At 40.6% G+C, this 14,180-nt stretch carries 14 protein-coding genes; 3 read left to right on the forward strand and 11 right to left on the reverse strand.

Annotation, left to right across the window (positions count from 1 at the left end; all coding sequences use genetic code 11):
• Positions 1 to 15: 15 nt before the first annotated feature.
• The 4 genes from folA to rplU form a co-directional block, all read right to left on the reverse strand.
• Entirely contained in the window at positions 16 to 507 is a 492-nt protein-coding gene (gene folA / locus ADS77_RS11770; protein WP_054454612.1) for a type 3 dihydrofolate reductase, read from the reverse strand.
• Between the two features lie 72 nt (positions 508 to 579).
• Positions 580 to 1,740, reverse strand: coding sequence for an Obg family GTPase CgtA (cgtA, locus tag ADS77_RS11775; RefSeq protein ID WP_054203100.1), 1,161 nt, complete (start codon positions 1,738 to 1,740; stop codon positions 580 to 582).
• Between the two features lie 154 nt (positions 1,741 to 1,894).
• Positions 1,895 to 2,152: a 50S ribosomal protein L27 gene (rpmA, locus tag ADS77_RS11780; protein ID WP_054203099.1), complete on the reverse strand. Its 258-nt coding sequence runs from the start codon at positions 2,150 to 2,152 to the stop codon at positions 1,895 to 1,897.
• A gap of 16 nt (positions 2,153 to 2,168) precedes the next feature.
• Positions 2,169 to 2,480: a 50S ribosomal protein L21 gene (gene rplU / locus ADS77_RS11785; RefSeq protein WP_004587921.1), complete on the reverse strand. Its 312-nt coding sequence runs from the start codon at positions 2,478 to 2,480 to the stop codon at positions 2,169 to 2,171.
• 421 nt (positions 2,481 to 2,901) lie between these two features.
• On the opposite strand from rplU, the gene ispB reads away from it, so the two are divergent.
• The gene (gene ispB, locus ADS77_RS11790; protein WP_054203098.1) at positions 2,902 to 3,873 is read left to right on the forward strand and encodes an octaprenyl diphosphate synthase; all 972 of its coding nucleotides are present in this window, start codon (positions 2,902 to 2,904) and stop codon (positions 3,871 to 3,873) included.
• A gap of 84 nt (positions 3,874 to 3,957) precedes the next feature.
• On the opposite strand, the gene mdh is transcribed toward ispB, so the two are convergent.
• Entirely contained in the window at positions 3,958 to 4,893 is a 936-nt protein-coding gene (gene mdh / locus ADS77_RS11795) for a malate dehydrogenase (RefSeq protein ID WP_054203097.1), read from the reverse strand.
• A 217-nt stretch (positions 4,894 to 5,110) separates the two neighbouring features.
• Between mdh and argR the strand changes: the two genes are divergently transcribed.
• Positions 5,111 to 5,578: a transcriptional regulator ArgR gene (argR, locus tag ADS77_RS11800; RefSeq protein WP_054454574.1), complete on the forward strand. Its 468-nt coding sequence runs from the start codon at positions 5,111 to 5,113 to the stop codon at positions 5,576 to 5,578.
• Here argR and ADS77_RS11805 read toward each other — a convergent pair.
• The 5 genes from ADS77_RS11805 to ADS77_RS11825 form a co-directional block, all read right to left on the reverse strand.
• Positions 5,575 to 6,474, reverse strand: a complete 900-nt coding sequence (locus tag ADS77_RS11805) for a Dyp-type peroxidase (RefSeq protein WP_054454575.1) — start codon at positions 6,472 to 6,474, stop codon at positions 5,575 to 5,577. The two genes, argR and ADS77_RS11805, sit on opposite strands and share 4 nt — an antisense overlap.
• Positions 6,475 to 6,537: 63 nt before the next feature.
• Entirely contained in the window at positions 6,538 to 7,587 is a 1,050-nt protein-coding gene (locus ADS77_RS11810; RefSeq protein WP_054454577.1) for an ABC transporter ATP-binding protein, read from the reverse strand.
• Entirely contained in the window at positions 7,588 to 9,219 is a 1,632-nt protein-coding gene (locus ADS77_RS11815; RefSeq protein WP_054203093.1) for an ABC transporter permease, read from the reverse strand. It abuts the gene before it with no gap.
• Entirely contained in the window at positions 9,219 to 10,223 is a 1,005-nt protein-coding gene (locus ADS77_RS11820) for a Fe(3+) ABC transporter substrate-binding protein (RefSeq protein WP_054203092.1), read from the reverse strand. The genes ADS77_RS11815 and ADS77_RS11820 overlap by 1 nt, the downstream gene beginning before the upstream one ends.
• Before the next feature lie 1,341 nt (positions 10,224 to 11,564).
• Positions 11,565 to 12,254, reverse strand: a complete 690-nt coding sequence (locus ADS77_RS11825) for a tRNA-uridine aminocarboxypropyltransferase (RefSeq protein ID WP_054203091.1) — start codon at positions 12,252 to 12,254, stop codon at positions 11,565 to 11,567.
• 47 nt (positions 12,255 to 12,301) lie between these two features.
• Between ADS77_RS11825 and ADS77_RS11830 the strand changes: the two genes are divergently transcribed.
• Positions 12,302 to 12,535 carry a hypothetical protein gene (locus ADS77_RS11830; RefSeq protein WP_161803883.1) on the forward strand — a complete coding sequence of 78 codons (234 nt, stop codon included), beginning with the start codon at positions 12,302 to 12,304 and terminating at the stop codon, positions 12,533 to 12,535.
• A gap of 79 nt (positions 12,536 to 12,614) precedes the next feature.
• On the opposite strand, the gene lpdA is transcribed toward ADS77_RS11830, so the two are convergent.
• Complete coding sequence (lpdA, locus tag ADS77_RS11835; RefSeq protein WP_054203090.1) at positions 12,615 to 14,042, reverse strand: dihydrolipoyl dehydrogenase; 1,428 nt, start codon at positions 14,040 to 14,042, stop codon at positions 12,615 to 12,617.
• Positions 14,043 to 14,180 lie beyond the last annotated feature (138 nt).

The raw sequence follows: 14,180 nt of genomic DNA on the forward strand, positions 1-14,180 counted from the left end.
ATAAGCGCAATAATGTTACGTAATTTTATCTAATGTAACGAATTTATAGGCATGTAAATTCTTTTCATCAGCTTGGTTAAATTGTTCTTCAACAACGTGCCAATTAGCCATTTTTTCATAATCAGGAAATTGCGTATCCCCGTCAACATCAAGCTCAATAAAAGTAAGATAGAGTGAATCTGCGCGTTCTAAAAATTGCTGATAAATATTTCCACCACCAATAATCATCACTTCATCACTCTCATAAGCCAATGAAAGCGCGGCTTCTGGCGATGCTACAACCTCAATACCTGGTGCACTATATTCAGTGTTACGACTAATGATTATATTTTTTCGTCCAGGTAAAGGACGACCGATTGACTCAAATGTTTTACGTCCCATGATCACAGGTTTACTCATTGTTACCGCTTTAAAATGCTGTAAATCAGCAGGTAAATGCCATGGCATTTTATTATCTTGGCCTATAACTCGGTTGTTAGCCATCGCGGCAATCATTGAAATTTTCACATTAACATCCAATACTTTTTCATTAAACAAGAAAAAAGGAGCACAGGCTCCTTTTATATAATCTATCTCTGATTAACGTTCGTAGACAACTTCAACGTCATAATCATCGTCATCCCAGTTGTCCCAATCATCGTCGTCATCATTCTTCTTCTTAGTCGCATCTTTATGGTAAGTATCCCATTTAAACTCAACATCTTCATCTTCGATTGGCACAAACTTCTCTTTCGGCATACTATCAAGCAGTGTCATGATGTTATGAATAAGAGGCTGTGTATGTAATTTATTAATTGCTGAAATACTATAAATATTTTCAGTCTCGCCAAGCTCTTCAGCAATTTGCTCACACAACGCCTTAGCTTCATCCTCTGGCAATAAATCAATCTTATTGAACACTAACCAACGCGGTTTTTCAGCAAGCTTAGGGCTGTACTGATGTAGCTCATTAATAATCGCGAATGCATTATCAACTGGGTTTGAACCATCCACAGGCATTACATCAATAATATGCAGCAATACGCGGCAACGCTCAAGGTGCTTCAAAAAGCGAATACCAAGACCTGCACCATCAGATGCGCCTTCTATTAAGCCTGGGATATCGGCAATAACAAATGATTTATTTGCTTCTGGACGCACAACACCCAAATTAGGAACAAGCGTGGTGAACGGGTAGTCTGCCACTTTAGGTCTAGCTGCTGATACACTGCGTATGAAGGTAGATTTCCCTGCATTAGGTAAACCTAATAAACCTACATCAGCTAATAATAATAGCTCTAATTTAAGGTTACGAACTTCACCTGGTGTACCCAGTGTTTTTTGACGAGGCGCTCGGTTAGTACTTGATTTAAAACGCGCATTCCCCAAGCCGTGGAAACCGCCTTTTGCAACCAAAATTCTTTGACCATTTTGCGTTAAATCGCCAAGACCTTCTTGAGTATCAACATCCATTATACGAGTACCCACTGGCACCATCACATATAAGTCGTCAGCCTTTTTACCCGTACAGTTACGGCTGCGACCATTTGTACCACGCTCAGCTCGATGAAAACGCTCAAACTGATAATCGATCAGGGTATTTAAGTTTTCATCAGCTTGTAGATAAACACTACCACCATCTCCACCGTCACCGCCGTCTGGTCCACCATCTGGGACATATTTTTCACGACGGAAAGACACGATACCACTGCCACCGTCGCCAGCTTCTGCGCGAATTTCTACTTCATCTACAAACTTCATGATTACTCACTTTAGGATTGGCTTGTTAATAACTCTATTATATACCCAAGTGGCCTATAGAGCACACTATGTGATAAAAACACTTGGGGATATATTCTTAAGACTTAAAACAAAAAACCCCGCAAAGGCGGGGTTTTTTAAGAACCGATTCTGATTACTCAGATACGATGCTTATGTATTTACGGTTTAAAGGACCTTTTTGTTCAAACTGAACTTTACCATCTGCTTTTGCGAAGATAGTGTGGTCTTTACCGATACCTGCGTTTGTGCCAGCATGGAATTTAGTTCCACGTTGACGAACAATGATGCTACCCGCTAGAACTGATTCGCCACCAAAACGCTTAACGCCAAGGCGTTTGCTTTCTGAATCGCGACCGTTACGAGTACTACCAGCTGCTTTTTTATGTGCCATTTCTAAGTACCTCTAATTAAGCGCTAATGCCAGTGATTTTAACTTCTGTGAACCATTGACGATGGCCCATTTGCTTACGAGAATGCTTACGGCGTCTAAATTTAACAACCTTAATCTTCTCACCGCGACCATGTGAAACAACCTCAGCTGTTACTTTACCACCGTTTACGAACGGTACACCGATCTCGATTTTCTCACCATCAGCAACTAAAAGTACTGAATCAAATTCAACTGCTGCACCAGTCTCAACGTCTAATTTCTCAAGACGAATTGTTTGACCTTCAGTCACACGGTGCTGTTTACCACCACTTTGGAAAACCGCGTACATAATTAACTCCGTCTGTGCGCCCTCAAATCGACGCAACTAAAATATTCTTCAATAGGGCGCGAAGTTTACGCTAATGTGCAAAAACTAGCAAGCCCGTTTATTAATTAAATGAATAAAAAATAGCTGCATTGAGAGCAATTCAATATTTTCCCCTATTTTATATTAAATTGACGTTATGCCAAGCGCTTTTTAACACCGAATGACAAATAAGTTACAGAGTAGGCAAACAGACGTCATGAATAAAAAACATCCACGATGAATTAAGCCAACTTAAAAAAAATAAAAAGTTAAGTTGGCTAATTAAGGCTAAATTAAGCTGCTTAAACGTGTTTTTTCAGGGAATTGTCACAAAATATCGAGCAAGCGCGTTTTTTGTTGTACAATCGGCTGCGTATACCCATTAAATTTGGCTCGGAGATCAATGGATATAAAAGCTATCCAGGCGTTAATCGAAAACGATATGAATAACGTCAATCAACTTATATATGCGCAAATGCGCTCAGATGTGGCACTTGTCAATCAGCTTGGCTTATATATTGTTAACAGTGGCGGCAAACGCGTTCGTCCTATGTTAGCTATTTTAGCGGCCAAAGCACTTGGCTATGAAGGCAAAGACCATATCACCTTAGCAACCATTGTTGAATTTATTCACACTGCAACACTGCTTCATGACGATGTTGTTGATGAGTCAAACCTACGTCGCGGCACACCAACAGCAAATGCTGAATTTGGTAATGCTGCAAGCGTATTGGTCGGCGACTTTATCTACACTCGCTCATTTCAGCTTATGGTCGGGATTGGTAAAATGCAGGTAATGCAAATACTTGCCGATGCAACGAACGTGATTGCTGAAGGTGAAGTGCTGCAATTAATGAACTGCAATGACCCTGACACCACTGAAGACAGTTATATGCAGGTTATTTACTCTAAGACAGCTAAGTTATTCGAAGCTGCTACAGGGCTTGCTGCAGTCATTACTGAACAAAATGAAAAAACACTTAAAGCACTCAATTTATACGGGATGCATTTAGGTACTGCTTTTCAATTGGTTGATGATGTACTTGATTACAATGCAGATGCAGATCAGTTAGGTAAAAACATTGGTGATGATTTAGCTGAAGGTAAACCAACCCTGCCACTTATCTATGCTATGCAACAAGGTAATGCTGAACAGGTTCAGCTAATTCGTGATGCAATTGAGCACAGTAATGGTATGGAGCACTTAGACGCAATACTCAATACGCTAAATGAAACAAATGCACTCGAGTTCACCATGAATAAAGCAAACGAAGAAGCAGATAAAGCCATTGCTTGTTTATCCGTGTTAGCTGATTCGCCTTATAAAGAAGCCTTAGTTAGCCTAGCCCGTATTGCTGTTGATCGTAGTCACTAAAATTAACGATTTGATTTCGAGCACAAAAAAGCCTGCAATTGCAGGCTTTTTTATTACCGCCAATAGCTGGCGATATAAGCAAGGTTAAGCGTTGATGAAATCAACACCTTCTTGGATGTCTTTTTTCAGCGTATCAAGCATATCGTTTTTAGCTTGTAGCTCAAACGCGCTTAGTTCGCCGTAAGAAAGAATCTCTTCTACGCCATTTTTACCTAAACGTACTGGATGAGCGAAGTATTCTGCATCGCCATTTTCAACTGCAACGTATGCATAATCTACAACGTCTTCACCTTGTAGGCCTTTAACTAAAGACATACAAAAACGTGCTGCAGCAGCACCCATTGATAATGTAGCAGAACCACCGCCAGCTTTAGCATTTACTACTTCAGTACCTGCATTTTGGATACGTGGAGTAAGTGCTGCAACTTCTTCATCAGTAAAGCTAACACCTTCAACTTGAGATAAAAGAGGAAGAATAGTTGTGCCTGAGTGACCACCAATTACTGGTACTTTCACAGTTGCAACATCAACACCTTTAAGCTCAGCTACGAACGCTTCAGAACGGATCACATCTAAAGTAGTGATACCGAAAACACGCTTAGCATCGTAAGTACCTGCTTTTTTGAAAACTTCAGCAACAATTGGCACAGTGCCATTTACTGGGTTTGTAATAATACCCACAAGTGCGGTAGGACAATTAGCAACAATGCCTTCTGCTAATGTTTTGATGATACCCGCATTTACGTTGAATAAATCAGCACGGTCCATACCAGGCTTACGTGGCATACCCGCAGGGATAAGCACGATATCACAACCCGTTAACGCTTGGTCAAGTGCGTCAGCACCAAAACCAGCAACTTTAACATCTGTTGGGATGTGAGAAAGGTCAACAGCAACACCAGGAACAACTGGAGCAACATCATAAAGTGATAATTCAGAACCAGCTGGTAAACCTGTTTTTAATAATAAAGACAACGCTTGGCCGATACCGCCTGCAGCACCTAATACAGCAACTTTCATTGGAATTCTCCGTAATTTGAGATAGGGAAATATTTGTGGCTCTAAAGATAATGAAATTAATGCCTAAAGACAAATTTATCCTGCTTATTTTGCATATAATTTCGACCATAGTTGTAAACTTTCTTGTTTACAAAGCGCATACGACAAACAACTACTGCATAAATATTCATTTTTGTGTAGAATTTAGCTCATCAAATAACAAGAGCAGAACAGCAACATGCAACCACATGATAAACAAGAAGCACTGGTGAAAGCCTTTAAATCACTTTTAAAAGAAGAGAATTTTGGTTCTCAAGGCGAAATCGTAGACGCTCTAAAAGAGCAAGGTTTTGATAATATCAGCCAGAGTAAAGTATCGCGCATGTTGAGTAAATTTGGCGCCGTACGCACACGCAATGCAAAACAAGAGATGGTATATTGCCTACCCGCTGAAATGGGTGTACCTACAGCAAAAAGCCCATTGCGCCAATTAGTGATTGATATTATGCATAATGAGATGATGATCATTATTCGCACCAGCCCAGGTGCTGCACAATTAATTGCTCGCTTACTCGATTCATTAGGTAAAGCAGATGGTGTTTTGGGTACAATTGCCGGAGACGACACTATTTTTATTGCCCCAGCTAAAATTTCAGAAATTGATGTAACCCTTGAGCGTGTTCGTCTTTTATTTGATACGGTTTAAAGCTGCTTTAAAAAGTTAATTGACGGGGCAAAGAATGCCGACCCCATATCAGCTTGTGTAAAATCAAGCCAATGGTCATAGCATTCGCCCTGCCCTAAGCGGCTACGTAACACCTGCTCAAACACCGAGCCAAATGCGCCGCAGCTTATTGCTAATACACCTTGCTCATTTACATCACCGTAAGGCATGCTTTGATTGAGAAGCAACGCTTGGCCTTGCTCGTCTTTAAGTTCAGTTCGTACTGCATGACTGGTTTGTAACGGTGGTATGATCAGCGTGTTATCTAATCGCGTACGCCCCATTATTTGCTCTTGTTCATGTAATGATAGATGCTGCCATACACTCAAATCATGCTTATAACGCTGCACATGGATATAACTACCTTGATCTTCAAAGTGCCCCGGCCTGCTAACTAAAGCCGTGATTCGCTTTTGACGACCATGGGGGGTATCCCCCCCGAGTATAAAACCATTAAAGTCGCGCCCATCTAAAAAGCGAAAATTACGTACTTGCTCAACAAGCTCAACATCAGGGGCAAACAATTTAAGTATTTGTAATGCGAACAAATGGTTTACGTCTTCTCTATCTGAACGAATTTGTACAAATAAATCGAACGGCTGTGCCCCCATAACATGATCATTATGCGTAATATTAGGAAAGCTTTGTAGTTGGCTTGGAATGAACTCAGGTAAAACATGTGGCCAATACTGCGCGCCTACAGCCACAAGGCTTGAGAGCATAGATTCTGAAAATTGATCAGCGAACTCGTCTTGAATCACACTGACTCGCTTTAGTTTTTTACGCAATGACTCGTCATGACCATCAAATACATTAAAAAATAAATGCAAACCGTGTAGGTTTGCCTCAGCACAAATCCCCGATTGCGCTTGCGCCATGGTATTTCCTTAACTCAAAGTCTCATACACGGCGCTTTTGCTTTAAAATAAAAAGTCACTACTCTAACTAGCGAAAAAGTTTACCGTGTGCGGTTTTATTTTTATTGTAACCTGATCATTCTCTTTAAATGACTGGTCTAATTGAGCTGCAACTTCTATTTCTTGCTGTGCAATCATCACTTTATAAACATAATGGGAGCCAATAAAGCGACTATTGATAATAGTTACTGTATTAATACCCTCCTCACCTATTGAAACCGCGGTTAATAAAAGGTGATGTGGGCGAATATATATCTGACCTAGTTGAGCCTGAGAACCTCGTGCAGCAAATGATTCAACACGCCCGTATGCAGTATTATATTCAGTTGCCGTTAATGCTTCTGCGTCCAAGTATATGCCTTGACCTAGAAACTCTGCAACCACCTTTGAACTCGGAGAGCTAAAAAGTTGCTCAGCGGTGCCCTGTTGAGCAATTTTTCCGCGATGCATCACCGCCAAAGTGTCAGAGAATGCAAATGCTTCCTCTTTTGAGTGTGTAACAAATACTGCAGACACGCGCTGCGCTTTAATAATACGACGGATATCAGCAATTAATTCAAATCGTACTTGGGTATCAATATTTGAAAATGGTTCATCTAATAATAATAAACTAGGTTTATAAGCGAGTGCCCTCGCAATCGCGACTCGCTGCTGCTGGCCGCCAGACAATTGGTGTGGAAAACGTTTAGCACAACCAATTAAATGCACCAATTCAAGCATTTCATCAACACGTTGCTGCTTTTGTGCTTTTGGCATTTTAGCTAACCCAAATGCAATATTATCAGCCACTGTTAAATGTGGGAACAATGCATAATCTTGAAACATCATACCGATATTACGATACTCTGGCGCCAAAAATAACTGCTCATCACTTACCAACTTACCATCAATAAAGACTTTACCTTGCTTGGCTTCTATTAACCCTGCTATTGCTTTTAATGTCGTGGTCTTTCCACAACCACTTGCACCAAGCAAACAAACGATCTCATCTTTGGCGACAGTTAAATCTAGATTTTCAATCACTGCGGTGCCGTTATACTGATACGATAAATTATCTAAGACTAAACTGCTCATTTAACTACGTTGCTCCATTGAGCGATTAACAAAATACAAAGGAATTAACCCTACTACGACTATCGATAACGCTGAAATAGAGGCCAACTCTAATTGCTCATCACTAACGTATTGGAATACATGTGTTGCTAATGTTTCAAAATTAAAAGGCCTTAATAATAAAGCGGCTGGTAACTCTTTCATGCATTCAATAAATACTAGTAACCCTGCGGTTAAAATACCACGACGTAACAACGGTATATGTACCTTGCGCAAAGTTTTACCTTGGCTTTGCCCCATGGATTGACTCGCCATATCAAGCGATGGGCTAATGCGCATAAAACTGGATTCTATTGCACCATGGGCAATGGCATAAAAGCGTACAACGTATGCAAATATAATTGCAAACAAAGTGCCACTTAATAACAGTCCTGGCACAAATCCAAGCGGCTCTAACCACGCATTTAATTTATCATCTAATAAAGTTAGGGGTAATAGTACTGCAATTGCAAGTACGGTACCTGGTAAAGCATACCCGGTACTCGCTAAGCGCCCAGGTATTAACGGGTACTGTTGCTTCGCTATTCGCTGATAAAAAACCACTAACAAACTCAAGCCGATGGTAATGATGCTAACAATAGCTGCCACCTTAAAGCTCTGCCATGCATAAAGGAAAAACTGATCACTCCATGCTTGTTCAGCATACGAAATGGCATAACCTACCAACACTGCCACAGGCAGTAAAAACGCAAAAAACAACACTACACAACAAAATGTAGTCGCACACCAGGCATGCTTCCCTTTAAGGCTATATAGTGCATCACTATTAACCCCTGATTGGCGCTCAAATACGGCTTGATCACGACGGCTAAAGCGCTCCATCATCAGAGCAATAAATAAAATAAGCAGCATAATGCCTGAAATTTTTGCAGCCGCAGTTAGTGAGTAATACCCTAGCCATGTGTCATACACAGCCGTTGTTAAAGTGCTCACAGCAAAGTAGTTAACAGTAGCAAAATCAGCCATTGTCTCCATACTTATAAGTGCAAGAGCGGCGACAATAGCACCACGAGCAAGCGGCAAGCTCACTTTAAAAAAACTTTGCCTAGGTGATAGCCCCATCAATTGACTTGCTTGCACTAATTTAAATGACTGCTCACGCAACGCTGTTTTAAAAATCAAATAAAGGTAAGGATAAAGCACTAAAGCAATCATCATAATCGCGCCGGGTAAGGTACGAATATCAAAAAACCAGTAGTCGTCTGGGGACTGCCAATTAAACCAATCACGCAGCGCTATTTGCACAGGTCCGGCATAATCAAACAAATCAGTATATACATAAGCAATAATGTACGTTGGCATCGCAAGAGGGAGCATTAGTGCCCATTCAAACTGCTTTCGTCCGGGGAAATCACAATAAGCCGTTAACCAACCAAGCGGGAGTGCAATCGCACAGCTGACAACAGCCACTCCAAAAATAAGCACCAAAGTATTGCGGATGTAATCCCATAACACGGTTTCCCAGAGGTGACTAAACACCTCTGAATCCCCCTGTAGAGATTCAAAAAGAAGAAAACACAGCGGGGTTACTAGCACGGTGCCAATAACCCACGCGAAAGATTGCCATCGCGACAACGAAAATTTAAAACTCATTAAAGATCGAACTTCACCTCATCTATTAGCTTAAGCGCTAACGGACGATATTTGCTAATTTCATCAAGTGGCAAGCTATCTTCCTTAAAGCTTCCCCAAGACGCAACTAAACTTGATAATTCAACGCCAGGTTTAACCGGATATTCCATATTAACCGACGCATATGTATTCTGTGCCTTATTGTCGGTCATAAACTCTATAAGTTTCAAGGCATTTTCAGAGTTTTTAGCGTACTTAGTCATAACTACACCAGAAACATTGATATGTGAGCCTCTATTATCTTGATTTGGGAAGTTTATATGTACAGCATCTGCCCATGGTTTTTGTGCTGGGTCTTCAATCATCTTACCAAAGTAGTAACTGTTACCTAACGCGATATCACACAATCCCTCTTTAACGGCCTTAACTTGCCCGCGATCATTACCTTGTGGCTTACGCGCTAAGTTTGCTTTAACACCTTCAAGCCATGTTTTTGCTTGTGCTTCACCATGATGCGCAATCATTGATGCAACTAAACCTAGGTTATAAGGGTGTTTACCAGAGCGTGTGCATAACTTACCTTTGTATTTAGGTAAAGCCAACTCTTCGTAACTTAAATGCGGTAGTGCACCAACACGCTCTTTTGATGAATATACATTACGTACGCGTTTGGTTAATGCAATCCACTGGCCTTCAACATCACGAAATTTAGCAGGCACGTTGCGGTTGACTGTTTCGCTATTGATTGTTTGAGTTAAATTTAGCTCATCTAATTGTACTAAATCACTAAAATTAGAAGTTAGAACTAAATCAGCTTGGCTATGCTTCCCTTCGCGTTTAACACGTTCAATTAAGCCTTTTTTAGCAAATACCACATTGGTTTTAATACCGGTTTGCTTAGTAAAATCATCTAAGATTGGTTGAATTAAGAATGGTTGACGAAAAGAATAAATATTTACCGCATCATCTGCAAATGCAGGTGCTGCCACGGTTAACCCAACCAAAATTGCTAACGTCTTTTTCATATATCGCTTCCACTTAAATAATAACTATTATCATGAAATAATACCTTTTCTCCATTTAAAGTGCACTCATTAAATATGCCTGACAACCATAATGGAAATTGCGTGTGAGATATCTCTTACGATCGTGCCAGTCATTGAGTATAAAACCTCAGAAAAGCCATCAAAAAACAAACTAAAACATTGAAATTTAAGGGTTATATTTATTTGTTGTTTCAATAGCCATATTTTACATCCGATTTGACCACTATTTTGTTTGCTAAAAGGCTCTATACTTACTTCATCGGTTAAGCAGTTAGGCTTAAATGAGTAAACGGACAAGGAATGATTACTCATAAACCTCGGATTTTAGGTTACGTTAGGAAAAAATGGAATTATGGACAGGCTCAGGATGAGCAACACTATGGATAGTAAATATATGGACAGCATCAAGATGATGCGAAAAGGATTAACAACAGGGCTCGTAAGAGGGTTGTTATACAGGATGTTATAAAAGCGGACGAATGGACAGGCCTTAAGGGTAACGCAATGGAACTGTTAATAAATGGATAGCATCAGGATGATGTGTAATGGATTAACAACAGGGTTCGTAAGAAGGTTGTTTACAGGATGTTGTAAAAACGGATAGACGGACAGGCCTTAAAGGCAACGCAATGGAACTGTTTAATAAATGGATAGCATTAGGATTGATGCATAAAGGACGGGTAATAGATTTTACCGATATGGATGAATGGATACTACTTGGATATAGGCCCGGATAGCCTAAATCACGCAGAACGAATAAGTAACAGCGTGATCACATGGAATTGTAAAGTTTAGGAGTTGATTAAGTTCAATTGCAGGATGCAGAAAATTAGAAGATTCCGCAAGCGCGACTAGAGATAGTTCGCGCTTTTCTTTTGCCTGAATAAAGCTATCAGCTATCAGCTATCAGCTATCAGCTATCAGCTATCAGCTATCAGCTATCAGCTATCAGCTATCAGCTATCAAAAAATATTAAACTATTTTGCTATTGTTATGCATAGCATTTTAATACGGGTTTACTTCTTATTACCCAAGCCACCTCAAAATGCAGTTTCAGTTGGAATTAAAAGCGATTAAGGCAGGCATTGATTGCAAGTCATAATGGTTCTATTATTAAAATCAATCCCTTATAAAAGTAACGCAGTATAAATCGCATTTAAACCAACTCGTTGGGCATTTCACAGGCGCTTACTCTCATCGTTGTTACTTCTTAAAAAGGACTGCCATTGTTACAAAATAACGCCTTGATATTAAACACCTGTGAAACGCTGAAGTCTGCATCTCGAGGTGGTTTGGGTATACAGCGTTTAAATTTACTCGTTATTGTGGTCGGCCTTTGTTGCGCTTACCTAATAAGTACGCGTCGCGAAACTTCATAAAATGCTGCTCGAGTTTATTAGATGCATCTAATTCACCTGCCAATGCTAATACCATAATAGCCACTTCAGCGGTACCAAGTTGATGAGCGTGAGGGGCAACACGCAGGCGATAATCAGATAGCTTGTCAGCAGTGATCGACAGCACAGGTAAATTATCTAAGTAAGGGCTTTTACGAATCATTTTTTTTGCTTCGCGCCATGTGCCATCTAAAAAGATAAACAAAGGACGTTTATTTGGTTGATGCTCCACCTCGGTAACAACTCGTGCAGGGTTTTCAATATCTGAAGCTGGAAATATCACCATAGGTTGATATTGTGGATCATTTAACAGCGCTAAAAGTTTAAGATCGGGCTCGGTTCTATCCCAACGAAAAGCATAATTGTCAGGAACTATTTCAGCAATCAAACGACCGGTATTAGAAGGTTTAAAACTTTCATTGTGGTACATCAGCATACATACAGCGGCCTCACAGTTTGCCTGCTCTACACCGTCACAAATGCAATAATGCTTTGCAATTAAACATTGCTCACAGCGATCCATTTTGCCGCCACGGGCATTAAACTCCCGACGAGATTCACTAATTTGCTGGGCGCGCAAGGCAAGTACTGAATTAGAAGAGCGGTTAATCACAAGCTTTATACCTAAAAATTGATCGGCGCGTATTATAGCTAAAGTCAGTGGGAATTGATATCAGCTATCAGCTATCAGCTATCAGCTATCAGCTATCAGCTATCAGCTATCAGCTATCAGCTATCAGCTATCAGCTATCAGCTATCAGCTATCAGCTATCAGCTATCAGCTATCAGCTATCAGCTATCAGCTATCAGCTATCAGCTATCAGCTATCAGCTATCAAAGTTTTGCCCAGTTCAGCTTACGTGTCAAGAAGGCCTATCTTTAGCTGACGGCTGACGGCTGACGGCTGACGGGTATAATCAAAACAAAAAACCCAAGCCGAGGCTTGGGTTTTTAAACAATTAACTAAAAGAACTTACTTCTTCTTTTTAACTGCTTTTTTGTTTGGTAAATCAGTGATTGAACCTTCAAAAATCTCAGCTGCTAGGCCGATTGATTCGTTCAATGTTGGGTGAGCGTGAATAGTAAGCGCTAAGTCTTCGCCATCTGCGCCCATTTCAACTGCTAAGCCGATTTCGCCAAGCATTTCGCCTGCGTTAATACCAATCATAGCACCACCGATAACACGGCCACTTTCTTTATCAAAGATCAGCTTAGTTGAACCTTCAGTACGAGCAGATGCAATTGCACGACCTGATGCAGCCCACGGGAATACCGCAGTTTCAATGCTTAGGCCTTGCTCTTTTGCTTCTTTCTCAGTTACACCAACCCACGCGATTTCTGGATCAGTATAGGCAATTGAAGGTATGCATTTAGGATCAAAGAAGTGTTTTTGACCTGAGATAACTTCAGCAGCAACATGACCTTCATGAACCGCTTTATGTGCAAGCATTGGTTGACCAACAATGTCACCAATTGCAAATATGTTGCTAACGTTTGTTTTAAGCTGCTTATCAACATTAATAAAGCCACGCTCATCAACATTAACGCCCGCTTTGTCAGCATCAAGTAATTTACCGTTTGGTGTACGACCAACTGCTACAAGCACTTTGTCATAACGTACTGGCTCTGCTGGTGCATTTTTACCTTCAAACGTTACATAAAGACCATCGTCTTTCGCTTCAACGCCAACAACTTTAGTTGATAACATTACGTTGAACTTTTTGCTCACGTATTTTTGGTAAATCTTAATGATGTCTTTGTCGGCAGCAGGCACTAATTGATCAGCAAACTCTACAACATCGATTGCAGAACCTAATGCACGATACACAGTACCCATTTCAAGACCAATAATACCACCACCTAATACAAGTAGTTTCTCTGGTACATCTTTAAGTTCTAATGCGCCAGTTGAATCAATTACACGGTCATCTTGTGGAATGAAAGGCAAGTTAACAGGCTGAGAACCCGCTGCAATAATAGCATTATCGAACGTGATAGTTGTTGCGCCATCAGCGCCTTCAACAGCGATAGTGTTGCTACCAGTGAATTTACCGTAACCGTAAACCACTTTTACTTTACGCATTTTAGCCATGCCGTCTAGGCCACCAGTCAACTGACCGATTACAGAATCTTTCCAAGAACGTACTTGGTCTAAGTCAATTTTTGGTGCGCCAAAAGTAACACCATGAGATTCCATTGCTGCTGCATCATCAATTACTTTAGCTACGTGTAAAAGTGCTTTTGAAGGGATACAACCAACATTAAGACATACGCCGCCTAATGTATCGCGAGATTCTACTAATGTAACTTCTAAGCCCAAGTCAGCAGCACGGAAAGCTGCAGAGTAACCACCAGGACCACCGCCTAGTACAACAACTTGAGTTTTTAATTCGTTGCTCATGCTATTACCTTAATTGTTTGAACGGGACACTGCCCTAAAGTTTAACTGCCAAGTTTCTGCAAGGCAGAAAATCAGAGCAGATCTTTGTGCAAAGATTGTATCATTGCAAATGGTAAAAATCCCAGCAAAAAACAACTG

This window comes from Pseudoalteromonas porphyrae, from assembly GCF_001298125.1.
Classification (GTDB): Bacteria; Pseudomonadota; Gammaproteobacteria; order Enterobacterales; family Alteromonadaceae; genus Pseudoalteromonas; species Pseudoalteromonas neustonica.